The sequence below is a fragment of the Kribbella sp. CA-293567 genome (assembly GCF_027627575.1).
Lineage (GTDB): Bacteria > Actinomycetota > Actinomycetes > Propionibacteriales > Kribbellaceae > Kribbella.
Genome location: NZ_CP114065.1, coordinates 1,115,064 through 1,137,636, shown reverse-complemented (window position 1 = coordinate 1,137,636; position 22,573 = coordinate 1,115,064). Strand labels below are relative to the sequence as shown.

The following is a 22,573-nucleotide window of genomic DNA, read 5'->3' as shown; positions in this document are numbered from 1 at the left end:
GTCAGTCCTCCTTGCGGCTGTCGTCGGTGTGGACCGTCTGGGATTCCTTGCCGGGCTGGTCCTCCGGACGCGGTCCGGCAGCGGCCTCGGCCGAGACGGTCTGCTCGGCGGCGGCACCGTTGCTGCTGCTGGACCGCGAACCCGCGGGCGCCGTCCAGTTGCGCTCGCGTGCCAGCCGGAGACCGGCCAGCGTGGCCTTGCCACCGGTCGGGCCCTCGTCCGCGCGGCCGTCGGGGAAGCCGGCCAGTACGCGCTCGGCCTCCCGCCAGCTGCAGATCGTGGCGCCGCGCGGGGACTTGACCTCGGTCCCGTCGCGCAGGTCGTCCACCAGCTGGGTGGCCGACTCCGGCGTCATGTCGTCGAAGAACTCCCAGTTCACCATCATCACCGGCGCGTAGTCGCAGGCGGCGTTGCACTCGAGGTGCTCGAGGGTGATCTTGCCGTCCTCGGTGGTCTCGTCGTTCCCGACGTCGAGGTGACCCTTGAGCCGCTCGAAGATCAGGTCGCCACCCATGATCGCGCAGAGCGTGTTGGTGCAGACCCCGACGTGGTACTCACCGACCGGGCGGCGCTTGTACATCGTGTAGAAGGTCGCCACCGCCGACACCTCGGCGCCGGTCAGCCCGAGCACGTGGGCGCAGGCCTCGATGCCCTCGGGGGTGATCCGGCCCTCGACCGACTGCACCAGGTGCAGCATCGGCAGCAGGGCCGAACGGCCGACCGGGTAGCGGGCGGCCAGTTCGCGCATCTCGGCGATCGTGGTCTCACCGATCAGCGAGTCGCCTGTGCTGTAGGGAACGGTTGTGTCAGCCATCTATCGGTCCACTCCACCCATCACCGGGTCAAGGCTGGCGACGGCGACGATCACGTCGGCGACCTGTGAGCCCTCGCACAGGATCGGCATCGCCTGCAGGTTTGCGAACGACGGGTCGCGGAAGTGCGCCCGGTACGGCTTGGTGCCGCCGTCGGAGACCAGGTGGCAGCCCAGCTCGCCGCGCGGCGACTCGATCGCCACGTACGCCTGGCCGGCCGGTACCCGGAAGCCCTCGGTGACCAGCTTGAAGTGATGGATCAGTGCTTCCATCGACTCGCCCATGATGTGCTTGATGTGGTCGAGGGAGTTGCCCATCCCGTCGCTGCCGACGGCCAGCTGGCTCGGCCAGCCGACCTTCTTGTCGGCCACCATCACCGGCTCGCCCTCCATCTTGGCCAGGCGGTCCGTGCACTGCTCGACGATCTTCAGCGACTCCCACATCTCCTGCAGCCGGATCCGGAACCGGCCGTACGAGTCGGCGGTGTCCCAGGTCGGTACGTCGAAGTCGTAGGTCTCGTAGCCGCAGTACGGCTGGGTCTTGCGCAGGTCCAGGCCGTAGCCGGTCGCGCGCAGCGGCGGACCGGAGATCCCGAGCGCCATGCAGCCGGTCAGGTCCAGGTAGCCGTTGCCCTGCAGGCGCGCCTTGAAGATCGGGTTCGCGTTGCAGAGTTCGGCGTACTCGGGGAGGTGCTTGTTCATCCAGGTGATGTACTCCCGGATCTTGTCCAGCGCGCCGGCCGGCAGGTCCTGGGCGACGCCGCCGGGCCGGATGAACGCGTGGTTCATCCGCAGGCCGGTGATCAGCTCGAACAGGTCGAGCGTCATCTCCCGCTCCCGGAAGCCGATCGTCATCACGGTCAGGGCGCCGATCTCCATACCGCCGGTGGCGATGCAGACCAGGTGGCTGCTGATGCGGTTCAGCTCCATCAGCAGCACCCGCATCACGTTCGCCTTCTCCGGCACCTGGTCCTCGATACCGAGCAGCCGCTCGACCGCCAGGCAGTACGCCGTCTCGTTGTAGAACGGCGACAGGTAGTCCATCCGGGTGCAGAACGTGACGCCCTGCGTCCAGGAGCGGAACTCCATGTTCTTCTCGATACCCGTGTGCAGGTAGCCGATGCCGCAGCGGGCCTCGGTCACCGTCTCGCCCTCGAGCTCGAGGATGAGCCGGAGCACGCCGTGGGTGGACGGGTGCTGCGGGCCCATGTTGACGACGATGCGCTCTTCGGGCTCTTCGCCCAGGCCGGCCACGACCGAGTCCCAGTCCTGACCGGTGACGGTGAAGACCTTGCCCTCGGTGGTGTCCCGGGTGGTTGCGTAGGGATCTGTTGCGGTCATTAGTTGTACGACCTCCGCGTGTCGGGCGGCGGGATGACGGCGCCCTTGTACTCGACGTCGATGCCGCCGAGCGGGTAGTCCTTGCGTTGCGGGTGGCCCGGCCAGTCGTCGGGCATCTGGATCCGGGTCAGCGCCGGGTGACCGTCGAAGACGATCCCGAAGAAGTCCCAGGTCTCCCGCTCGTGCCAGTCGTTGGCCGGGTAGACCGAGACCACCGACGGGATGTGCGGATCGGCCTCGGAGCAGGACACCTCGAGCCGGATCCGCCGGTTGTGCGTGATCGAGAGCAGGTGGTAGACGGCGTGCAGTTCGCGGCCGGTCTCGTTCGGGTAGTGCACGCCGGAGACGCCGGAGCAGAACTCGAACCGCAGGTCCGCGTCGTCGCGCAGGTGCTGGGCGACCTCGACCAGCCGCTCCCGCGCCACGTGCAGGGTCAGCTCGCCGTACGCGACGACGACCTTCTCCAGCGCGCCGTCGCCGACCAGGCTCTCCAGCTTCTCGGTGACGCCGTCGAACCAGCCGCCGTACGGCTTGGCCGATCCGCCCGGCAGCGCGACCTGACGCTGCAGGCCGCCGAAGCCGGAGGTGTCACCGGTACCGCGGACGCCGAACATGCCCTCGCGCTGGTCGACGACCTCCGCGGCCGGCGTCTGCGCGTCGCCGGCGGGGTTGGTCGCCGGCAGGTTCTCGGGTTGGTGGTTGCTCACCGGAGCAGACCCTTCAGCTCGAGGGTGGGGGAAGCGGACAGCGCGGCAGTCTCCTGCTCGGCCTCCAGCGCCTTCTTGTTCGCGCCGAGCTTGCCGTTCTGGATGTCCTCGTGCAGCTTGAGGAAGGCGTCCAGCAGCATCTCGGGCCGCGGCGGGCAACCGGGCAGGTACATGTCGACCGGTACGACGTGGTCGACGCCCTGCACGATGGCGTAGTTGTTGAACATGCCGCCCGACGAGGCGCAGACACCCATCGCCAGCACCCACTTCGGGTTCGGCATCTGGTCGTAGATCTGGCGCAGCACGGGAGCCATCTTCTGGCTCACCCGGCCGGCCACGATCATCAGGTCGGCCTGGCGCGGCGAGGCCCGGAAGACCTCCATGCCGAACCGGGCCGCGTCGTAGCGCGGTGCGCCGGTGGTCATCATCTCGATCGCGCAGCAGGCGAGCCCGAAGGTTGCCGGCCACAACGAGGCCTTGCGCATGTAGCCGGACAGGCCCTCGACGGTGGTCAGCAGTACGCCGGCCGGAAGTTGTTCCTCTACACCCATAGGTCAGTCCCACTCCAGTCCACCGCGGCGCCAGACGTAGGCGTACGCGACGAAGACGGTAACGATGAAGATGACCATCTCGATCAGCCCGAACAGTGCCATCTGGTCGAAGGCGACGGCCCAGGGGTAGAGGAAGATGATCTCGATGTCGAAAATGATGAAGAGCATCGCGGTGATGTAGTACTTCACCGGGAAACGCCCGCCACCGACCGGTTGCGGCGTCGGTTCGATGCCGCACTCGTACGAGTCGAGCTTGGCCCGGTTGTAGCGCTTCGGGCCGACGACGGCGCTGGTCACCAAGGTGCCCGCCACGAAGATCGCCGCGAGTACACCGAGAATCAGAATCGGTACGTAAGGGTGCATCTTTGGCTGCTCCCTCCAAACTTTGCGTCGGGTACTGCGTGGTCGGTTGCCTGGCTAGCTGTCGTTGCGGTGCAGCACTGTGTTACCAGTACCGCTGTGTCTCACGTCACGCGCCCCGCCGATCAGGCGGCCGGGGCCACCTTGGTGAGACCGTTGATGATCTTGTCCATCACGTCGCCGTCGCGCGGGTCGGTGAGGTTGGCGAGCAGTTTCAGGGTGAACTTCATCAAGGTGGTGCGCGGCAGACCGTACTTCGTGCACAGCCGCATCACCTCCGGGTTTCCGATCAGCTTCACGAACACCCGGCCGAGCGTGTAGTAGCCGCCGTACTCCTGCTTCAGCGCCTTCGGGTACGCCGACAGCGCGCGCTCGCGCTGGTTCGGCTGCCGGCGCAGCGCCTGGGCAGCGACCTCGGCGGCGAAGGCGCCGGACTCCATCGCGTACGGGATGCCCTCGCCGTTGAACGGGTTCACCATCCCGCCCGCGTCGCCCAGCAGCATCAGGCCACGGGTGTAGTGCGGCTGCCGGTTGAAGCCCATCGGCAGCGCCGCCCCGCGGATCGGGATGGTCTGGAACTCGTCACGGAACTGCCACTCCTCCGGCGTGTTCTTCAGCCACTGCTTCAGCAGGTCGGGGTAGTCGACCTTGCCGAAGGCGTCGGAGGTGTTCAGGATGCCGAGCCCGACGTTGACGGTGCCGTCGCCCATCCCGAAGATCCACCCGTACCCCGGCAGCAGGCTGCGCTGGCCCGGGTTCTTCGGGTCGTCGGTCCACAGCTCCAGCCACGACTCCAGGTAGTCGTCGTCGTGGCGCGGGCTGGTGAAGTAGGTGCGGACGGCCACGCCCATCGGCCGGTCGTCGCGCTTGTGCAGGCCCATCGAGACGCTCAGCCGCGACGAGTTGCCGTCGGCCGCCATCACCAGTGGCGCCCGGAACTCGACGTCGGGACCCGACCGGCGGCCGTTGTCGTCGACCGGCTTGGCGGTGACACCGACGATGAAGCCCTTGTCGTCCAGGATCGGCGCGGTCACGTTGGTCCGCTCGCGCAGCTGGGCGCCGGCCTTGACGGCCTGCCGGGCCAGCATGTCGTCGAAGTCCATCCGGTTGCGGGTCAGCCCGTAGTTCGGGTGGCTGGCCAGGTCGGGCCAGTCGAGCTGCAACTGGTGCCCGGCCCCCTGGATCCGCAGACCGTAGTTCTTGATCCAGCCGGCCTCGGGCGAGATGTCGATGCCCATGTTGATCAGCTGCTTGGTCCCGCGCGGGGTGAGGCCGTCGCCACACACCTTCTCCCGCGGGAACGCGGTCTTCTCGAGGAGTAGTACGTCGAGACCCGCGTTGGCCAAGTGGTACGCCGCGGCCGAGCCTGCGGGCCCGGCACCGACGACGATCACATCAGCGGTCTCGGCCTGCTGCCCTGTCGGCACGCTCTGGCTCATCTCATCCCGGCCCGAAGTTGGCTGCGTCACTCGTGAAGGGATTCACGAGGTCTGGTCATCCCACAGTCTAGGACTGCCTGACTTGGACACGAAACCGGCCCGGAACCCCTTGCCTGCAACCGATTTATGCGCCTTTTTCGTTGCGTAATTACAGCGGCTTGGTGGCGCGGTGGATCGCGACCAGACCACCGGTCAGGTTGCGCCACTGCACACCGGTCCAGCCGGAGGCCTCGATCGTGCGTGCCAGCGGCTCCTGGCCGGGCCAGGCACGGACCGATTCGGCCAGGTAGACGTAGGCGTCGGGGTTGGTCGAGACCGCCTTCGCGACCACCGGCACGGCCCGCATCATGTACTCCAGGTAGGCGACCCGGAACGGTCTCCAGGTCGGGTGCGAGTTCTCCAGCACCACCAGCCGGCCGCCCGGTTTCGTCACCCGGAGCATCTCGGTGAGCGCGAGGGTGACGTCGTTCACGTTCCGCAGCGCCCAGGAGATGGTGACCACGTCGAAGGTCCCGTCGGCGAACGGCAGCCGCAGCGCGTCGCCGGCGATCAGGTCCAGCTCGGGGTAGCGGCGCTTGCCGACCCGGAGCATGCCGACCGAGAAGTCGCACGACACCACCTCGGCGCCCGCCTCGCGCAGTTTCACGCTGGACGCGCCGGTCCCGGCCGCCAGGTCGAGGATCCGCATCCCCTTCCGCGGCCCGATCGCGGCCAGCGTCTGCGGTCGCCAGTAGGCCTTCTCCAGCCCCATCGTGGCCACCGCGTTGGTCCGGTCGTAGCCCTCGGCCACGTTGTCGAACATCGCGGCGACTTGCTCCGGCTGTTTGCTCAGATCGGCCCTGGTCACCTGTCTAGTTGATCACGGCAGCGACAGGCGCCGAAATTTGCTGGTTACGGTGGCGGCCTACGCTTGCATCCCGTGAGCGAATCTCCATTGGGCCGGCCGGCCGTCGGGACCCGGGGCCGGGAAGCGAGCGAGGAGTGCCAAGGTGAGCTTGTCTGACCCGGTCGGACCAGACCCTGGCTCCGGTGCCGAGCCGGCGCCGCGACTGGTGGTTCGCAGTCAGCGCGTCGACGGCGTCGCCGCCGCGCTGATGGACCATCTGCCCGACACCGGCGGTCTGGCCTGGGTACGCCGCGGCGACGGGCACGTCGGCTGGGGCGTGGCCGCCCGGCTGGACGTTGCCGGCAGCAACCGGTTCGACGAGGCCCAGGCCTGGTGGAAGGAGCTGACCGCGAGCGCGGTGGTGCGCGACGACGTCGGCGTACCAGGATCGGGACTGGTCTGCTTCGGGTCCTTCGGGTTCACCGGCGCCGACGACAGTCAGCTGGTGGTGCCCGAGGTGATCGTCGGACGGCGGGCCGGGATCACCTGGGTGACCACGATCTCCGGCGCGAGTTCGCTCGCGGCGCCGCCGGAGCTGACGACGTACGAGCCGGAGCCGGTCGGGGCGGTCGCCTTCGCCGACGGGGCCCGGTCGGGGACCGAATGGGCCGGCATCGTGGCCGACGCGGTCAAGCGGATCACCAGTGGTGAGCTGGACAAGGTGGTGCTGGCCCGCGACCTGATCGCGATCTCGCCGAACCCGATCGATCTGCGCTGGCCGCTGCGGCGGCTGGCCTCGGCGTACCCGAACTGCTGGACTTTCTCCGTCGACGGCCTGATCGGCGCGACGCCCGAGCTGCTGGTCCGCCGGGAGAAGGGCCTGATCACCTCCCGGGTGCTGGCCGGCACGATCCGGCGGACCGGTGACGACGGGCACGACCTCGCGCTGGCCGCGTCGCTGGCGCGGTCGAGCAAGGACCTGGAGGAGCACGAGTTCGCCGTCCGCTCGGTGGCGGACGCGCTGGAGCCGCACTGCAAGTCGATGAACGTGCCCGAGACCCCGTTCGTGCTGCACCTGCCGAACGTGATGCATCTCGCCTCCGACGTGGCCGGCGTCGCCGCGAACGGTGCCTCCGCGCTCGGCCTGGCCGCCGCGCTGCACCCGTCCGCGGCCGTCTGCGGTACGCCGACCGACGTGGCCCGCGACGTGATCGGCGAGATCGAGGGGATGGCCCGCGGCCGGTTCAGCGGACCGGTCGGCTGGATGGACGCAGCCGGCGACGGCGAGTGGTGCATCGCCCTGCGCTGCGGCCAGGCCGACCCCGGCGACCCGACCAGGATGCGCCTGTTCGCCGGTGCCGGGATCGTGGCCGGCTCCGACCCGGAGGCCGAACTGGCCGAGACGAACGCCAAATTGGTTCCGATGCGAGACGCGCTGGGAGACTGAACCATGAAGCTGACCAAGTACACGCATGCCTGTGTGAAGCTGGAGAAGGACGGCAAGGTGCTGCTGGTCGATCCGGGCAGTTTCACCGAGGACGCCGCCTTCGAGGGGGTGGACGCGATCCTGGTAACGCACGAGCACCCCGACCACCTCGACGTCGAGCGGGTGAAGAGCATCGACGCGCCGATCTGGACCAACTCCGACGTGGCCGGTCAGCTCGGTGAACTGGGCGAGCGGGTGCAGGTGGTTGCCGACGGCGACGTCTTCGAGGCGGCCGGTTTCGCGGTCCGTGCCTACGGCAGGGATCACGCGGTGATCCTGCCGGAGCTGGGCGTTCCCTGCCAGAACGTCGGCTACCTGATCGAGGACGCGGTCTACCACCCGGGCGACTCGTTCACGCTGCCCGGCCGCAAGGTGCACACCAACCTGGTGCCGATCTCGGGCCCGTGGTTCTCGCTGCCGCCGGCCGTCGAGTACGCCCGCGCCGTCGACGCCCAGCAGACCGTCGGTATCCACGACGCGCTGCTCAGCCCGATCGGCCAGGGCATGCTCAAGCGCTTTCTCGACGGCCAGGGCGACCGGCCGTACCAGCAGCTCGCCCCGGGCACCACGGTCGAGGTCAACTGACATTTGTCACCTGTACTGGTGACAGCTGCACGCGGTACGGCGCCGCTCGGCCACCAAGCTGATCGGTATGGACGAATCAGCGGTCATCCAGGTCGAGCGGCTCACCCGTAGCTACGGCGGCAGGCGCGGCTACGACGCCGTCCGCGGCATCGACTTCGCCGTCCGGCGGGGTGAGCTCTTCGCTCTGCTCGGCACCAACGGCGCCGGCAAGACCTCCACGCTGGAGGTGCTGGAAGGTCTCACCCAGCCGACCTCCGGAACCGTTCGGGTCTTCGGCCAGGACCCGTACCGCGATCGGCGGACGGTCCGGCCGCGGGTCGGAATCATGTTGCAGGACAGGGGCTTCGCGGCCGATCTGACCGTGGCCGAGACCACCAGGATGTGGACCGGCACGCTCAGTACGCCGCGCCCGGTCGGCGAGATCCTCGAACTGGTCGAGCTGACCGCCCGGGCGAACGTCCGGGTCCGGCAACTGTCCGGCGGCGAACGCCAACGGCTCGGCCTGGGCCTCGCGATCGCCGGTCGGCCCGAACTGCTGTTCCTCGACGAGCCGACGGCCGGCCTCGACCCGGAGAACCGGCAGAACGCCTGGCAGCTCATCTCCCGGCTGCTCGAATCAGGTACCACCGTCCTGCTGACCACCCACTACCTGGCCGAGGCCGCCGAACTCGCCGACCGGCTCGCGATCCTGCACCGCGGCCGCATCGTCGCTCTCGGTACGCCGGCCGAGATCGCCGGCATCCGGCCGGCTCGCATCTCCTTCCGCCTGCCCGGCGGGGCCGCGCTGCCCGGCCTCCCCCAGGCAGTTGCCACTGTCAACGAAAGCGGCAAAGTCGCGGTCGACACCGAGGACCTCCAGTCCACCCTCACTCTGCTGCTCAGCTGGGCCACTCGCCACGAACTGAGGCTGGAAGAGCTGACCGCTCGCCCGGCTTCGCTGGAGGAAGCCTTCCTCACCATCGCCGAGTCGGATCAAGGAGCGGTCGCATGACGGCACTCGCCTGGTCGGAAGCACTGCTGCTCCGCCGCAACCCGTTGGCCCTGCTGATCGCCATCGGCCTGCCGATCTTCGTCGTGCTGGGACTGCAGTCGTCGGCGGAGGTGATGGCCGTCGTCGGCCCGGACCCGGGCACCGCGATACTCATCACCATCGCGGCCGTGTCGCTGAACCTCTTCGTCTACTACAACCTGGTCTCCTCGCTGGTTGCCCGCCGCGAGGAACTGGTCCTCAAGCGACTGCGTACCGGCGAAGCCACTGACCCGCAGATCCTCGTCGGCACCGCGATCCCCGGAGTGCTCATCGCCTGGAGTCAGGCAGTGCTTGCCGCCATCACCAGCGCACTGCTGGTCGGGTTGCCGGTACCCGTGAACCTCCTGCTGGTGCTGCTCGCCCTGGCGCTCGGCGCGGCTGTGTTCGTCCTGCTGGCGGCTGCTACCACCGTGCTGACCCGCAGCGTGGAGATGGCGCAACTGACGACGCTGCCCTTCTTGATCGTTCCGCTGAACTTCAGTGGCCTCTACTTCCCGCTCTCCGAGCTACCGGAGGGGCTGGCCCAGTTGTCGCGGCTACTGCCGCTCACACCAGTGGTGGAGTTGCTGCGGCTAGGCCTGTCGGGCACCACGCCGAGCGGAGGGACGGTGGACCTCGCAGGGTCGTTCGCACCCGCAGTACAGCCGCTGCTGGTGTTGCTGGCCTGGGTGGTCGTCGCTGGACTGGCGACGCGCCGCTGGTTCCGCTGGGAACCCCGCCGTTGAGCGACGTGACAGGCTGACCACCATGGTTCCCGTCCCGCGCTGGTGGCTCGATCGCAGCAGAGCCGAGCGCTTCGACATCACCCTGCGCTGGCCGCTGTACGCCGTGTCCTGCGGGGAGTTGCTCTTGGCCACGCTGGTCACCGTCGAGCAGCGTGGGCTGGTCATCCCGGGCGCCGTGCTGTTCCTGCTCGTTGTCGCCGCGCACGCCACGGCCAACCTGCTGCTGCTCCGTGCGGCGATCGACAGATATCTGACCGGAGCCCCGGTCAGTGGCCGCCTGATCGCGGTTGCCACTGCGTTGACTCTTGCTGGACTCCTTGCCGCGGATGTGGCCTTTCCCAGGTTCAGCTGGGGTGGCGGCGACGCGGACATCCACCTTCTGGTGAGCGTTGTGCTGATGGGCGCTCTGACCTTCGCTCTGACGCCGATGCTGCGGTGGGTGCCGCTGCTGAGCGTCATCCTCGCCGGAGCGGCCGTGACCGGCGCGGCATCGCTCCAACTGGAGCCTGCGATCGCCTATGCCTTCTGGGCCGGCTTTCTGATCTTCACCTGCCGCGTCTCGGTGTGGACGCTCAGCCTCGGCTGGGAGATCGACCGGTCCCGCGCGGTCGGTGCTCAGCTGGCGATCGCCGAGGAGCGGCTGCGGTTCGCGCGTGATCTGCACGACACGCTCGGACACAACCTGTCGCTGGTCGCGGTACGGAGTGAGTTGGCTGCCGCGCTGGCGACGCGAGGGGACGCGACGGCCGCCGACCAGATGCTCGACGTCCGGCAGATCGCGCACGACTCCCTCCGCGAGATGCGGGCCGTGGTCAGCGGCTACCGCACGACGGACCTCGCCTCCGAACTGGCCGGCGCCCAGTCGGTACTCCGGTCCGCCGGGGTCAACTGCCGCGTCATCGGCGACGGCTCGGCCCTGCCACCGGCGACCCAGGCGGCGCTCGGCTGGGTGGTGCGGGAGGGCACGACGAACGTCATTCAGCACAGCAACGCGACCGTCTGCAAGATCGAGCTGGACCTCAGCATGCCCGACGTCCTCTTCCTGCGGATGGAGAACGACGGCGTGCAGGCGACCAGACCCGGCGATGGCGGTGGTCGCGCCGCTGGCGATGGCGGTGGTCGCGCTGCTGGAGGGAACGATGGTCGCGCCGCTGGAGGAAGCGGCGGTCGCGCAGCTGGAGGGAACGATGGCAGCGCAGATGGAGCAACGGGTGGGGGAACGGGGATCGCCGGTCTGCGGGAGCGACTTGGCTCGCTCGGCGGGACGCTGACAGTCGCCGCCCCGGCCGGACGGTTCATCCTGGTCGTGCAGTTGCCGGTGCCCCGGTGACCCGGCCCACGGAGCTGCCGGTGACGCCGTGATCCGGCTGCTGCTGGCCGACGACGAGAACCTGATCCGGACCGCTCTGGCGGCGCTGCTGTCCCTGGAGGACGACCTGGAGGTGGTCGGCCAGGCAGCCTCCGCCGACGAGGCGCTCGCGATGGCTCGCCGGCACCGCCCGGACGTCGCGGTACTGGACCTGCAGATGCCCGGCGTCACCGGCTCCTCGTCGATCGGCGGAATCGGCGTCGTCGAAGCACTCCGCACAGAGCTCCCCTTCTGCAGCTGCCTGATCGTCACCGGCCACGGCCGCCCCGGACACCTCAAGCAGGCCCTCGCCGCCGGGGTCCGAGGTTTCCTCCCCAAGACGGTCTCCGCCCAGGTCCTCGCCGAGGTCATCCGCACCATCCACACCGGCGGCCGGTACGTCGACCCCGAACTCGCCGCCGAAGCCATCAGCGCCGGTGACAACCCCCTCACGCCCCGCGAGGCCGAGGTCCTCGAACACGCCGCCGACGGCGCCCCGATCGACCAGGTCGCCCGCCGCGCTTCCCTGTCCCCCGGCACGGTCCGCAACTACCTCTCCTCGGCCGCCGGAAAACTCGGCACCGCGAACCGCTACGAGTCAGTCCAGGTCGCCAGAACGCATGGCTGGATCTAGCTCGTAGAGCATGAAGTCGGTCAGCGGGCGGAATCCGATGGCGGCGTAGATCTTGTTGGAGGTCGGATTGGCGAGGTCGGTGAGCAGGCACACCTGCGAGCCGGCTTCCTGCAACTGCCGGGTGACGTGAGCGGTCAGCGCACTGGCATACCCGTGCCCACGCTCAGCCGGTGGCGTGTAGACCGGTCCGACCCGGGTGGCACCGAAGAGCGTCTGCTGATGACCGACCAGACTCACCACCTGGCCGGCGCGTTCCCAGACCCAGACCCGTCCGCGATCGATTCTGCTGCGGACCCAACGCTCCTGCTGTCCGGCCGGGAGAGCCCGGCCGAGTTCCGCGCCGAAGCCGTCCATCATCGTGACCACCAGCTCCACATCGGCCGCGACTGCTCGGCGCGCGAACCCGTCCGCGTGCTGCTCGACGAACTCCGCGAGCTTGTGCAGCCGGATGCCGGTGGCCTCCCGATAGGCAGTGCCGTTGCGCGCGGCAAGCAACTCGGCCAGTCGGCGCGCGGCGATCGGCGTACCGACGACTGTGTCCTGGTTCGGTGCTTCAGTACATGCGTCGACGATCTCCGGGACCAGCTCGACTGCGAGCGCGCCGAGCTGGATGCCGCGGTACGCACTGCAGAGCACTGCACCGATCACGCGGTCCCGCTCGTCGTGGATCGACACGAACAACGCCGGCAGCGGGTCGTGCAGAATGCCGTTCACTCGATCTTCGGTGTTGCTGAGCAGCGTCGAGTGCAGCACCGGATCGTCTTGCAGGAACGGGAAGACGGTTGCCTGGAACTCCGCCGGGTTGCTGGTCACGCGCACGCTCATGCCCAGTCAGCCTACGGGCAGCGGCCGCGAGCGGGGAGGGGAATTTACACTGCGAACATGTCCACCACGCGATTGCTCCTGCTCGGGGTCGTCCGGATCTTCCAGCCTGCCTACGGCTACCAGCTGCGGCGTGAGCTGATGACCTGGAAGGTGGAGCACTGGGCGAACATCAACCCTGGGTCGATCTACACCGGGCTGCGCACCCTGGCCAAGCACGGGTACCTGATGGAGTTGGAGGAAGGCGCCGGGCACAAGCCCGGGCGGACGTCGTACAAGCTGACCGTGGACGGCGAGACGGAGTACTTCTCGCTGCTCCGGACGGCGCTGTGGAGCGTGGACGGGTTCCAGCCGGGCCGGATGCAGGCCGCGCTCAGCTTCCTGTGGACGCTGCGGCGCGACGAGGTGCTGGCCGCGCTGGAGTCCCGGATCGTGCAACTGGAGCAGCTCGCCAAGGCGGAGCCGTTCTCGGAGCGGCAGATCGCCGAGGACCCCGGTACGCCGGACCACGTGATCGAGCTCTTCCGCATCTCCAGCGCCCGCGACCGTGGCGAGCTCGAGTGGACCCGGGCGTTCCGGCAGCGGGTCGCCGACGGGGAGTACTCGTTCGCGGGTGAACCGCCCAGCTGGCAACCTCAGCCAGGGCTGGCCACGCACTGGGGCGTCATCCCGGAGCCACCCGACTGAGCCGGCCGCTCGGCCAATTTAATCAACGTTGACTATTCAATGTTGATTGTTCGAGACTGTCCGGATGATGATCGAAGCTCGCGGACTCGTCCGCACCTTCAAGACCAAACGCGGGCCGGTACAGGCCGTGCAGGGGGTAGACCTGGATGTCGCCGACGGGGAGATCGTCGGCTTCCTCGGCCCGAACGGGGCCGGCAAGACCACCACAATGCGGATGCTGGCGACACTGATCACGCCGACCAGCGGCACCGCGACAGTGGCCGGCTGTGACCTGGCCAAGGACCCCGTCGGCGTCCGCCGGCGGATCGGCTACGTGCCGCAGAGCGGATCGACGCTGCCCGAGGCGATCGCCGGTGACGAGGTCGTCGACCACGCCCGGCTGTACGGCGTGAGCAAGAAGAAGGCGATGGCCGACGGTCAGGCGCTGTTCGACCAGCTGGACCTGCCCGGCCTGTGGCGGCGGCAGTGCAAGACCCTGTCGGGCGGCCAGCGACGCCGGCTCGACATCGTGATGGGGCTGATCCACGACCCCAAGCTGATCTTCCTGGACGAGCCGACCACCGGGCTCGACCCGCAGGCGCGGGCGAACCTGTGGGAGCACATCCGCGGTCTGCGGGACCGGGGCGCGACGATCTTCCTGACCACCCACTACCTGGACGAGGCCGACGCTCTCTGCGACCGCATCCTGGTCATCGACCACGGCAAGATCGTGGCCGGCGGTCAGCCCGAGGAACTGAAGCAGCAGGTCTCCGGGGACGCCGTCCGGCTCAGTCTGGCCGACCCGGCCCAGGCGCCGTCGGTCACCAAGGTCGTGCAGGAACTGCCGGGGGCGGCCGAAATCGTGACCGAGGGTGACGTGGTCGCGTTCCGGATCCCCAAGGGTGGTTCGGTGCTGCCGTCGCTGCTCCGCTCGATCGATGCCCAGGGCATCGAGCTGAACGGCGTCGAGGTGCACCGGCCGACGCTCGACGACGTCTTCCTGACCATGACCGGGCGCTCCCTGCGCGACGAGGACGCCCCGGCCGCGCCGGAGAAGGAGGCTGTCGCATGACCGTGCTCAAAGAGACCTGGATCGTGTTCAACCGCGCAATGCGGTTGTCGCTGCGCAACCCGATGTGGTCGATCCTGATGCTCAGCCAGCCGCTGATGTACCTGTTCCTGTTCGGCCCGTTGCTCAAGCCGATCACCGCGCAGATCAGCCAGGGCGCGACCACGAACGCCTACCAGGTGTTCATCCCCGGCCTGATCGTGCAGCTCGGGATGTTCGGCGCGATGTTCGTCGGCTTCGGCCTGATCGCGGAGTACCGGGCCGGCGTGATCGAGGCCGACCGGGTCACGCCGGCGTCCCGGATCGCGCTGATGGCAGGCCGGGTCCTCCGCGACGTCGTGGTGCTCGTCGTGCAGTCGGCCCTGCTGCTGCTCGCCGCGTTGCCGCTCGGCCTGCGCGCGCCGTGGGGCGGCGTACTGCTGTCGCTGGTGATCGTGGCTCTGCTCGGCGCGACCTTCGCGTCACTGTCGTACTCCGTCGCGCTGATCACCAAGAGCGAGGACGCCCTGGCCCCGCTGCTGAACGGCATCGCGATGCCACTGCTGCTGCTGTCCGGCATCCTGCTCCCGATGCAGATCGGCCCGACCTGGTTGCAGCGGCTGTCCGACATCAGCCCGCTGAAGCACGTCGTCAACGGCGTCCGGGCGCTCTTCCGCGGCGACATCTCCAGCAGCGCCTCGCTGTGGGGACTGTTCTGGGTCGTCCTGCTCACGGCCGTCGGCCTGACGGTCGGCGCGCGGACCTTCCGGAAGGAATCTGCCTGACGTTCCCCGTTCACTCCGGGGACGCCTCAGCGAACTAGCGTCGGCGGCATGCGAGTGCCGTCGGCGTTGGTTCGTGGGCTGGTGGGGTCGTGCATCGTGGCCGCCGCGTCGTTGGTGACCTCGGTGGTGCCGGAGTCCTCGTGGGTGGCGTCGCTGCCGATCGCCGGCGACCTCCGGGCGACGTTGCCAGGACGGATGACCGGCCTGACCCTCATGGTGGCCGGTCTCGGGCTGATGGTGTGGGCATGGCTCACCGTCGGCCGCGAAGTGCTGGCCGGCGTGCGCTACCGGCTGACGCCACTGATCGTCTGCTGGAGCACACCACTGCTGTTCATCCCGCCCCTGTTCAGCCGGGACGCCTGGAGCTATGCCGCCCAGGGCGCGCTGGTGGCCGAGGGCTACGACCCCTACAGCGTCGGACCCGGTGTGCTGTCGGGTCAGGTGATCGAAGCAGTCGACCCGATGTGGATGCAGACGCCAGCGCCGTACGGACCACTACCTCTCGCGTACGGCGGCCTGGCAGCTCGCCTGACCATGGATCCCTACGTACTGATGCTGGCGCACCGCCTGCTGGCAGTGCTGGGCTTCCTCCTGATCGCCTGGGCGATACCGCGACTAGCGACCGCCTGCCGGGTGTCCCCGGCGGTTGCGACCTGGCTGGTCGTCGCCAACCCAGTACTGATCACGCACGGCCTCGGCGCGGCGCACAACGACGTACTGATGCTAGGTGTGGCTTGCTCTGCTTTCGCCTTGGCTCTCACCGGGCATTGGGGCACTGCTGCCGTCCTGGCCGGTACTGCGGCCGCCGTCAAGCTGCCCGGTGGACTGGTGGTCATCGCCATTGCCGCGGTGATGAGCCCCCTGGCCGGGCGCGCGCGTCTGCGGCTGGCAAGCCTGACAGTGGCGGGGATCGTCTCAGTGCTGACTCTGGTGACGATCGGCGAGCTGACCGGCGTCGGCTCGGGCTGGCTGGGCGCACTCGACGTACCGGGGCTCGTACGGTCGCCGTTGTCGATCGCCAACCTCATCGGGCTGGGCGCTTCCGGCGTACTGGCCTGGCTGGGAGAGGACAGTGCGGCGCAGCAGGCGTTGCAGATCGTGCGCCTGCTCGGGATGCTCAGCGCGGTCGGGCTGATCGCAGTACTGGGGCTGCGGTCGTCCATCCACAACGCGGCCCGGGCAGTGGGAATCGCCTTGCTGGCAGTGGTTCTGCTGGGCCCGACAGCTCACGACTGGTACTTCGTCTGGTGCCTGCCGTTCCTCGCGGTCGCCCGCCCCGGCCGGAAGCTGACCACCGCGCTGATCGGCGTCAGCATCATCCTGACCATCGCCGCGCCCCTCAACTCGTCGCTGCGCGGCGCGGTCATCCCCATCCTCGTCACCACGTCCCTGGTGCTCGTGGTGGTCGGCTGTCTGCTCGGCCGGCTCCGCACGCTGCAGCCGGCCGCACCGGCCAAGGTGGTCGCTACAGCCGGCTGACCGCCTGGTGCAGCTCGGCGTGCAGGTCACGACGCGCAGTACGGTCGACCCGCACCTCGATGACGTCGATCCCGTTCACCGTGCGCGCCAGCAGCTCCCGCAGTTCGTCTGCCGTCGTCACCAGCCGATGCGGTGTTCCGGTGGCGGCGCACAACGCCGCGAAGTCGACGCCGTGCGGCGTACCGAAGACGCGCTCGAAGTCGGCCGCGTAGTCGCCACCGCCCTGCTCCAGGGTGGAGAAGATCCCGCCACCGTTGTCGTTGAGGACCACGATCCGGAGGTCCGGCCTGGCCTCGGCCGGGCCGATCACCAGACCGTTGGAGTCGTGCAGGAAGGCCAGATCCCCCACCAGCGCGTACGTCGCCCCCGCGTTGGCCAGCGCGGCGCCCACAGCGGTGGAGAGGGTGCCGTCGATCCCGGCCAGGCCACGGTTCGCCACTGTGCGGATCGGAACGACGGGAGCCAGATCGAGGTCGCGCACCGGGTTGGACGACGCGACCACGAGCATCCCGTCGGCGCCGACGGCCTCGCCGACCAGGGTCGCGACGGCCGGACCCGAGAGCCCGCCCGCCAGTACCTTGTCCATCGCTGCCCGGGCCAGCTGATCTGCCTGCTGCCAGCGATCCAGCCAGTCGGTCCGGTCCTTGCCGACGACCTCCAGCCCGGTCACCACGGCCGCCGCCCGGTGAGCCGCATCCGGCCACAGACCGGTCGGCGCGACCACGATCAGTTCCACCTCGGGCCGGGCCAGCAGCTGGGAGATCGGCCGCGACAGCGTCGGATGCCCGAACACCAGCACCCGCTCGATCTCACCACCCAAGGCAGTTGCTCCAAGCAACAACCGGTACGCCGAGATCACCGCGGGCCCGGTCCTGGCCCGGCTGGACGGCTCGGCGAACAACGGCCAGCCTCCTGCCTCGGCGGCAAGTCGCGCTGCCTGCGAGGCACCATCACCGGCAACGACCACGGTCTTCGGCCCAGGCGCTACGGCCGAAGGCTGCGCTGCAGTGGCATGCACACTCGTCCACGGGCCGGCACTGCGCCCGTCAAGCGGCTCTGGCCAGTCACCGTCGTCGGTCGGCACCAACGGCTCTACCAGCGGGCAGTTCAGCTGCACCGGGCCAGGGTCGGCCGTGCGAGCTCCGACGGCGGTCGAGACCGCCCGGGAGACTTGCGAACGCCAGTAGGCGACTTGGCCCAGCTGCTTGCTCGGCGTACCGAGCTCGTGGAACAGACGGACGGCGTCGCCGAACAGCTTGAGCTGGTCGGTGGTCTGGTTCGCGCCGGTCCCACGCAGCTCCGGCGGACGGTCCGCGCTCAGCACGATCAGCGGCAGGCCGCTGTGCGAGGCCTCGAGGACCGCCGGGTAGAGGTTGGCGACCGCAGTACCGGAGGTCGTCACCACTGGCACCGGCAGGCCGGTACCGCGGATGAGACCGAGGGCCAGGAAGCCCGCCGTACGCTCGTCGATCCGCACGTGCAGGCGCAGGCGCCCGTCACGGTCCGCGGCGACCAGGGCGAGTGCCAGCGGCGTACTGCGGGAGCCGGGAGCCAGCACAGCCTCCCGTACGCCGGACCTGATCAGCTCGTCGACCACCACTGTCGCGAATGCCGTGGACGGGTTCATTTGTTTCCTCTCAGTGCTTCTACCCTCGCGAACCGCGCTTCCCACTTGGCCGTGGTCGCTTGGTCAGCAGTTGGCAACTCTGGAGCCGGTTCGAGACGCTTCACCGGCAAGAAACCGTCGACAGCCAGCAGTGGCTCACTGACGACCTCTGCCGTGAACATGGAGACGGTCGCCAGTCCACAGGCGTACGGGAGCTCAGGCAGCGCTGCAGCGAGCGCCACTCCGGCAGCAATGCCGATAGAGGTCTCCAGAGCCGACGAAACCACCACTGGCAGGCCGATCTGCTCGGCGATGTCGAGACAGGCCCGGACGCCGCCGATCGGCTGCACCTTCAGTACTGCGATGTCAGCGGCCTCGAGCTTCTTCACCAGCAGCGGGTCTTCGGCCCGGCGGATGGACTCGTCCGCGGCGACCAGCACGTCGGTACGGCGCCGTACGGTGGCCAGGTCGTGCACGGAGGCGCACGGCTGCTCGACGTACTCCAGGTCGAAGCGGTCGAGTTCCTTCAACGCCCGCAGGGCTTCGTCGACCGACCAGCCACCGTTGGCATCGATCCGGACCCGCCCGTTGCCGATCGCGTCCCGGACCGCCTCCACCCGCTCCAGGTCGTCCTGCAACGTCTGTCCGGGCTCAGCCACCTTCACCTTGGCAGTGCTGCAACCCGAGGCCCGCACGATTGCGGCCGCCTTCTCGGGACCGATCGCCGGAACAGTGCAGTTCACCGGTACGACGGACCGCACCGGCTCCGGCCACCCGTCGAAGGCGGCCTCCCGCGCGGCCCGCAGCCAGGACACGCTCGTCGCGTCGTCGTAGTCGAGGAACGGGCTCCACTCGGCCCAGCCGGCCGGCCCCTCGAACAACATCCCCTCGCGCACGGTGATCCCACGGAACTTGTTCTTCAACCCGATCGCGTAGGTGATCACCGCGCCCCCTCCACCAGCCGCTGCCGATCAACCTTGCCCGAAGCAAGCATCGGCAGTTCGCTCAGCTCGACCAACTGCCGTGGAGCCCAGGTGCGAGGCAGCACCTCACCGACGAAGTCCCGCAGCTCATCGAGCTCCGGCCCACCCCGCCCGGAGTCACCCACGACGAAAGCCACCACCCGCGAGCCCCACTCAGCATCTGGCACGCCCAGCACCGCCGCATCCGCAACAGCCGGATGCTCCAGCACCCGCGCCTGCACCGCCGTCAGCGTGACGTTGACCCCGCCCGAGATCACCACATCGTCCACCCGGCCGACCACCTGCAGCCGACCGTCCACCACCCGCCCCCGGTCCTGCGTCCGGAACCACCCGTCCCGCAGCACCTCCGCCGTAACCTCCGGCTGCAACCGATACCCACTGAACAACGTCGGGCCAGCTATCAAGATCCGCCCCTCCGCCGGTCCCTGCCGCAGCTCTTGCAGGGCTGCCGACTCCATCGCCCGCTCGCGCAGGTCCATCGAATCCGGGCCCATCGAGCGCAGCTCCGTCGGATCCGGGGTCGTCGCACGCGGCGATGCCACCCCACCAGGCAGCTCGTCTTCCAAGCGCAGCTTGGTGCCCTCCAGCGGCACCCCCGCATACACGCACCCACTACCGGTCTCCGTCATCCCGTACGACGGGATCGCGGTCACCCCCACTGACTTCGCCTTCGCCCTCAACTCAGCCGACATCGCCGCCCCACCGATAACGATGGCGTTGAACCTCCGCAGCAGGTCCTGCCCCTCGGCGGTCTCCAGGTGCCGGGTCAGCTGCGTCGGCACCATCGCGGTGTACTGCCGTTCCGCAGTCATCGCCATCACTCCAGCGGCGAACGACGGGTGGTCAGCAGCAACTACTGGCGCATACCCAGCCAGCACCGACCGGGTGAGCACCTGCAAGCCGCCCACGAAGTAGGGCTGCATCGGGAGCAGCCACTGTCCCGGTCCACCCAGCCGCTCATGGGTCGCCACCGCAGAGGCGACCAGCGCGGCAGTGGAAAGCACTACGCCCTTGGGCTCGCCAGAAGAGCCGGAAGTCGTCAGAACCACTCCGGTGCCCGACTCGACAGGCTCGTCCGGCGCTACCGCTTGCCGCATCCGCGCCGCTGCGGCCGGATCCGCCGGCAACGGAGCGAACGCAGTACCGGTGCCGTCCAGTAGCTCAGTCAGTGCCGACAGCACGGCATCCGGGGTGCCAGGGACCAGGCGCAACTTAGACATGTCCCTCCGAGCGTACGGCGCGCCGCCGAGAAGCCTGCAGCCTGTGCCGCCAGTAGGCCCCCGTCACGGGGCTGACAGAATCGTTTGCCATGGCCACCCCTGCCCAGTGGATCGAAGGCGCCCGCCCTCGCACCCTGCCCGCCGCGATCGCCCCAGTGCTCGTCGGCACCGGCGCAGCCGCCTACCTCGACAGCTTCGTCTGGTGGAAGGCCCTCCTCGCGCTCGGCGTGGCCCTGCTGCTCCAGATCGGCGTCAACTACGCCAATGACTACAGCGACGGCATCCGCGGCACGGACGAGGTCCGGGTGGGACCGCTGCGCCTGGTGGGCTCCAAGGTGGCCAGCCCTCAGCAGGTCAAGGCCGCAGCGTTCACCTGCTTCGGGTTGGGCGCAGTACTGGGCGTAGTGCTTTGTGCGACCTCGTCCTGGTGGCTACTGATCGTAGGAGCCGCGTCGCTGGTGGGAGCCTGGTTCTACACGGGCGGCAAGAAGCCCTACGGTTACCGCGCCCTCGGTGAGGTCAGCGTCTTCGTGTTCTTCGGCCTGGTCGCAGTGCTCGGTACGACGTTCGTGCAGGCCGAGGAACTCCACTGGACCGCAGTCGCCGGCGCCGTAGCCATCGGCAGCATCGCCTGCGCGCTCCTGGTCGCCAACAACCTCCGCGACATCCCCACCGACTCGGTGACGGGCAAGCGGACGCTGGCCGTAGTACTGGGTGCTCCCCGCTCCCGCCGCCTGTACGCCGCCCTGATCGCCCTCGCGTTCATCCTGGCCGCCCTCTCGGCGCTCGCCACCCCGTGGGCTCTCCTGGCACTCATCGCCCTGCCACTGGCCGCCAAGTCGGTCAAGATCGTCGTGAGCGATGCCGTCGGCCCCGCACTCATCCCCGTGCTGCAGGGCACCGGCCTCACCGAGCTCGTGTACGCGGTCGGCCTGACCATCGGCCTCTTCCTCGGCAGCTAGCGCAGCGGCTCGCGCCAGCGCCCCGACTGCGCGAAACCCTCCAGCGTCTCCGTGTACGGCGCCAGGTCGATCCCGTTGCGCTTCAGCCAGGCGTCGTCGTAGTACGTCGCGCCGTACCGGTCGCCGCTGTCGCACAGCAGCGTCACGATGCTGCCCTCCACGCCCGTCCGCCGCATCTCGGCCGCCAGCCGCAGCGAACCCCAGAGGTTCGTCCCGGTGGAGCCGCCGACCATCCGGCCGGTCACCTTCGAGCAGAACCGCATCGCCGCGATCGAGGCGGCGTCGGGGACCGCGATCATCCGGTCGACCACGCCGAGCACGAACGACGGCTCCACCCGCGGCCGGCCGATACCCTCGATCCGGGACGGGCGGCCGGTGGCGAAGTCGCCGTCACCGGACTCGAAGGCCGGGAAGAAGGCCGAGTTCTCCGGGTCGACCACGGCCACCGAGGTGTCGTGCCGCTGGTAGCGGACGTACCGGCCGATGGTCGCCGAGGTGCCGCCGGTGCCCGCGCCGACCACGATCCAGGCCGGGATCGGGTGGTGTTCCAGGCTGAGCTGGCTGAAGATCGACTCGGCGATGTTGTTGTTACCGCGCCAGTCGGTGGCCCGCTCGGCGTAGGTGAACTGGTCCATGTAGTGCCCGCCGCTCTCCTCGGCCAGCCGTTTGGCCTCGCCGTAGATCTGGCCGGACCGCTCGACGAAGTGACATCGGCCGCCGTAGAACTCGATCAGCTCGATCTTCTCCGGGCTGGTCGAGGCCGGCATCACCGCGACGAACGGGAGCCCGAGCAGCCGAGCGAAGTACGCCTCGCTGACCGCGGTGGAGCCGCTGGACGCCTCGATCACGGTGGTGCCCTCGCGGATCCAGCCGTTGCAGAGCGCGTACAGGAACAAGGACCGGGCCAGCCGGTGCTTGAGCGAGCCGGTCGGGTGCACCGACTCGTCCTTCAGGTACAGGTCGACACCGGCCGCCGCCGGCATCGGGAAGACGTGCAGGTGGGTGTCCGCGCTCCGGTTGGCGTCGGCCTCGACGAGCCGGATCGCCTCCGACACCCAGGCCCGCGCCTTGTCGTCGCGCCGGTCCACCTCTCGCGACGGCACCGGACGGCTGCTGGCTCCTACTCCCTCACTCATTCCGCCAGGCTAGGGGCAGAACG

General features: G+C 69.1%; 23 protein-coding genes. 11 read left to right on the top strand and 12 right to left on the bottom strand.

From position 1 onward, the window contains the following. Position 1: 1 nt before the first annotated feature. The 7 genes from nuoE to OX958_RS05380 all read right to left on the bottom strand — a co-directional run bounded on the left by nuoE (position 2) and on the right by OX958_RS05380 (position 6,056). Positions 2–814, bottom strand: coding sequence for an NADH-quinone oxidoreductase subunit NuoE (nuoE, locus tag OX958_RS05410; protein WP_270136063.1), 813 nt, complete (start codon positions 812–814; stop codon positions 2–4). Then, positions 815–2,152: an NADH-quinone oxidoreductase subunit D gene (locus OX958_RS05405; protein WP_270136062.1), complete on the bottom strand. Its 1,338-nt coding sequence runs from the start codon at positions 2,150–2,152 to the stop codon at positions 815–817. Beyond that, complete coding sequence (locus tag OX958_RS05400; protein ID WP_442913249.1) at positions 2,152–2,859, bottom strand: NADH-quinone oxidoreductase subunit C; 708 nt, start codon at positions 2,857–2,859, stop codon at positions 2,152–2,154. Before OX958_RS05400 ends, OX958_RS05405 begins: the two co-directional genes overlap by 1 nt. Beyond that, positions 2,856–3,410, bottom strand: coding sequence for a NuoB/complex I 20 kDa subunit family protein (locus OX958_RS05395; RefSeq protein WP_270136061.1), 555 nt, complete (start codon positions 3,408–3,410; stop codon positions 2,856–2,858). Before OX958_RS05395 ends, OX958_RS05400 begins: the two co-directional genes overlap by 4 nt. Positions 3,411–3,413: 3 nt before the next feature. Then, complete coding sequence (locus OX958_RS05390) at positions 3,414–3,773, bottom strand: NADH-quinone oxidoreductase subunit A (RefSeq protein ID WP_270136060.1); 360 nt, start codon at positions 3,771–3,773, stop codon at positions 3,414–3,416. Positions 3,774–3,895: 122 nt separating this feature from the next. Then, positions 3,896–5,209, bottom strand: a complete 1,314-nt coding sequence (locus tag OX958_RS05385; protein WP_270136059.1) for a geranylgeranyl reductase family protein — start codon at positions 5,207–5,209, stop codon at positions 3,896–3,898. Between the two features lie 148 nt (positions 5,210–5,357). Beyond that, positions 5,358–6,056: a demethylmenaquinone methyltransferase gene (locus OX958_RS05380; protein ID WP_270136058.1), complete on the bottom strand. Its 699-nt coding sequence runs from the start codon at positions 6,054–6,056 to the stop codon at positions 5,358–5,360. A gap of 142 nt (positions 6,057–6,198) precedes the next feature. On the opposite strand from OX958_RS05380, the gene OX958_RS05375 reads away from it, so the two are divergent. The 6 genes from OX958_RS05375 to OX958_RS05350 all read left to right on the top strand — a co-directional run bounded on the left by OX958_RS05375 (position 6,199) and on the right by OX958_RS05350 (position 11,843). Beyond that, positions 6,199–7,482 carry an isochorismate synthase gene (locus tag OX958_RS05375; protein WP_270136057.1) on the top strand — a complete coding sequence of 428 codons (1,284 nt, stop codon included), beginning with the start codon at positions 6,199–6,201 and terminating at the stop codon, positions 7,480–7,482. A gap of 3 nt (positions 7,483–7,485) precedes the next feature. Continuing rightward, a complete protein-coding gene (locus OX958_RS05370) occupies positions 7,486–8,106 on the top strand; it encodes an MBL fold metallo-hydrolase (protein WP_270136056.1) in 621 nt (206 codons plus the stop codon). 67 nt (positions 8,107–8,173) lie between these two features. Beyond that, complete coding sequence (locus OX958_RS05365) at positions 8,174–9,097, top strand: ABC transporter ATP-binding protein (protein WP_270136055.1); 924 nt, start codon at positions 8,174–8,176, stop codon at positions 9,095–9,097. Further along, positions 9,094–9,861, top strand: a complete 768-nt coding sequence (locus OX958_RS05360; protein ID WP_270136054.1) for an ABC transporter permease — start codon at positions 9,094–9,096, stop codon at positions 9,859–9,861. The genes OX958_RS05365 and OX958_RS05360 overlap by 4 nt, the downstream gene beginning before the upstream one ends. 22 nt (positions 9,862–9,883) lie before the next feature. After that, positions 9,884–11,191, top strand: a complete 1,308-nt coding sequence (locus OX958_RS05355) for a sensor histidine kinase (RefSeq protein ID WP_270136053.1) — start codon at positions 9,884–9,886, stop codon at positions 11,189–11,191. A 28-nt stretch (positions 11,192–11,219) separates the two neighbouring features. Continuing rightward, positions 11,220–11,843 (top strand): response regulator transcription factor, encoded by a 624-nt coding sequence (locus OX958_RS05350; protein WP_270136052.1) that lies wholly within the window; start codon positions 11,220–11,222, stop codon positions 11,841–11,843. Here the strand turns inward: OX958_RS05350 and OX958_RS05345 are convergent. Beyond that, a complete protein-coding gene (locus tag OX958_RS05345; protein WP_270136051.1) occupies positions 11,808–12,668 on the bottom strand; it encodes a GNAT family N-acetyltransferase in 861 nt (286 codons plus the stop codon). The genes OX958_RS05350 and OX958_RS05345 overlap by 36 nt on opposite strands. A 57-nt stretch (positions 12,669–12,725) precedes the next feature. On the opposite strand from OX958_RS05345, the gene OX958_RS05340 reads away from it, so the two are divergent. The 4 genes from OX958_RS05340 (at position 12,726) to mptB (ending at position 16,643) form a co-directional block, all read left to right on the top strand. Continuing rightward, a complete protein-coding gene (locus OX958_RS05340) occupies positions 12,726–13,352 on the top strand; it encodes a PadR family transcriptional regulator (protein WP_270136050.1) in 627 nt (208 codons plus the stop codon). Between the two features lie 64 nt (positions 13,353–13,416). Further along, entirely contained in the window at positions 13,417–14,403 is a 987-nt protein-coding gene (locus tag OX958_RS05335) for an ATP-binding cassette domain-containing protein (protein WP_270136049.1), read from the top strand. Next, positions 14,400–15,164, top strand: a complete 765-nt coding sequence (locus tag OX958_RS05330) for an ABC transporter permease (RefSeq protein ID WP_270136048.1) — start codon at positions 14,400–14,402, stop codon at positions 15,162–15,164. Before OX958_RS05335 ends, OX958_RS05330 begins: the two co-directional genes overlap by 4 nt. Positions 15,165–15,212: 48 nt before the next feature. Then, positions 15,213–16,643, top strand: coding sequence for a polyprenol phosphomannose-dependent alpha 1,6 mannosyltransferase MptB (gene mptB / locus OX958_RS05325; protein WP_270136047.1), 1,431 nt, complete (start codon positions 15,213–15,215; stop codon positions 16,641–16,643). Here mptB and menD read toward each other — a convergent pair. The 3 genes from menD to OX958_RS05310 are packed head-to-tail and all read right to left on the bottom strand — an operon-like array spanning position 16,630 to position 20,452. Then, positions 16,630–18,270, bottom strand: a complete 1,641-nt coding sequence (gene menD / locus OX958_RS05320; protein ID WP_270136046.1) for a 2-succinyl-5-enolpyruvyl-6-hydroxy-3-cyclohexene-1-carboxylic-acid synthase — start codon at positions 18,268–18,270, stop codon at positions 16,630–16,632. The genes mptB and menD overlap by 14 nt on opposite strands. Then, positions 18,267–19,193 carry an o-succinylbenzoate synthase gene (locus OX958_RS05315; protein WP_270136045.1) on the bottom strand — a complete coding sequence of 309 codons (927 nt, stop codon included), beginning with the start codon at positions 19,191–19,193 and terminating at the stop codon, positions 18,267–18,269. The genes menD and OX958_RS05315 overlap by 4 nt, the downstream gene beginning before the upstream one ends. Continuing rightward, entirely contained in the window at positions 19,190–20,452 is a 1,263-nt protein-coding gene (locus OX958_RS05310; protein ID WP_270136044.1) for an AMP-binding protein, read from the bottom strand. Before OX958_RS05310 ends, OX958_RS05315 begins: the two co-directional genes overlap by 4 nt. An 89-nt stretch (positions 20,453–20,541) precedes the next feature. On the opposite strand from OX958_RS05310, the gene OX958_RS05305 reads away from it, so the two are divergent. Further along, positions 20,542–21,414 (top strand): 1,4-dihydroxy-2-naphthoate polyprenyltransferase, encoded by an 873-nt coding sequence (locus tag OX958_RS05305; protein ID WP_270136043.1) that lies wholly within the window; start codon positions 20,542–20,544, stop codon positions 21,412–21,414. Here the strand turns inward: OX958_RS05305 and OX958_RS05300 are convergent. Next, the gene (locus tag OX958_RS05300; RefSeq protein WP_270136042.1) at positions 21,411–22,550 is read right to left on the bottom strand and encodes a PLP-dependent cysteine synthase family protein; all 1,140 of its coding nucleotides are present in this window, start codon (positions 22,548–22,550) and stop codon (positions 21,411–21,413) included. The two genes, OX958_RS05305 and OX958_RS05300, sit on opposite strands and share 4 nt — an antisense overlap. Positions 22,551–22,573 lie beyond the last annotated feature (23 nt).

What these genes read in the sequence shown, in the direction of transcription:
- OX958_RS05405 (WP_270136062.1), bottom strand. Translation starts at nt 2,152, where the DNA reads ATGACCGCAACAGATCCCTACGCAACCACCCGGGACACCACCGAGGGC.
- OX958_RS05385 (WP_270136059.1), bottom strand. Translation starts at nt 5,209, where the DNA reads ATGAGCCAGAGCGTGCCGACAGGGCAGCAGGCCGAGACCGCTGATGTG.
- OX958_RS05365 (WP_270136055.1), top strand. Translation starts at nt 8,174, where the DNA reads ATGGACGAATCAGCGGTCATCCAGGTCGAGCGGCTCACCCGTAGCTAC.
- OX958_RS05345 (WP_270136051.1), bottom strand. Translation starts at nt 12,668, where the DNA reads ATGAGCGTGCGCGTGACCAGCAACCCGGCGGAGTTCCAGGCAACCGTC.
- OX958_RS05305 (WP_270136043.1), top strand. Translation starts at nt 20,542, where the DNA reads ATGGCCACCCCTGCCCAGTGGATCGAAGGCGCCCGCCCTCGCACCCTG.
- OX958_RS05310 (WP_270136044.1), bottom strand. Translation starts at nt 20,452, where the DNA reads ATGTCTAAGTTGCGCCTGGTCCCTGGCACCCCGGATGCCGTGCTGTCG.
- OX958_RS05355 (WP_270136053.1), top strand. Translation starts at nt 9,884, where the DNA reads ATGGTTCCCGTCCCGCGCTGGTGGCTCGATCGCAGCAGAGCCGAGCGC.
- OX958_RS05370 (WP_270136056.1), top strand. Translation starts at nt 7,486, where the DNA reads ATGAAGCTGACCAAGTACACGCATGCCTGTGTGAAGCTGGAGAAGGAC.
- OX958_RS05340 (WP_270136050.1), top strand. Translation starts at nt 12,726, where the DNA reads ATGTCCACCACGCGATTGCTCCTGCTCGGGGTCGTCCGGATCTTCCAG.
- OX958_RS05335 (WP_270136049.1), top strand. Translation starts at nt 13,417, where the DNA reads ATGATGATCGAAGCTCGCGGACTCGTCCGCACCTTCAAGACCAAACGC.
- menD (WP_270136046.1), bottom strand. Translation starts at nt 18,270, where the DNA reads ATGAACCCGTCCACGGCATTCGCGACAGTGGTGGTCGACGAGCTGATC.
- OX958_RS05395 (WP_270136061.1), bottom strand. Translation starts at nt 3,410, where the DNA reads ATGGGTGTAGAGGAACAACTTCCGGCCGGCGTACTGCTGACCACCGTC.
- OX958_RS05390 (WP_270136060.1), bottom strand. Translation starts at nt 3,773, where the DNA reads ATGCACCCTTACGTACCGATTCTGATTCTCGGTGTACTCGCGGCGATC.
- OX958_RS05360 (WP_270136054.1), top strand. Translation starts at nt 9,094, where the DNA reads ATGACGGCACTCGCCTGGTCGGAAGCACTGCTGCTCCGCCGCAACCCG.
- mptB (WP_270136047.1), top strand. Translation starts at nt 15,213, where the DNA reads ATGCGAGTGCCGTCGGCGTTGGTTCGTGGGCTGGTGGGGTCGTGCATC.
- OX958_RS05300 (WP_270136042.1), bottom strand. Translation starts at nt 22,550, where the DNA reads ATGAGTGAGGGAGTAGGAGCCAGCAGCCGTCCGGTGCCGTCGCGAGAG.
- nuoE (WP_270136063.1), bottom strand. Translation starts at nt 814, where the DNA reads ATGGCTGACACAACCGTTCCCTACAGCACAGGCGACTCGCTGATCGGT.
- OX958_RS05330 (WP_270136048.1), top strand. Translation starts at nt 14,400, where the DNA reads ATGACCGTGCTCAAAGAGACCTGGATCGTGTTCAACCGCGCAATGCGG.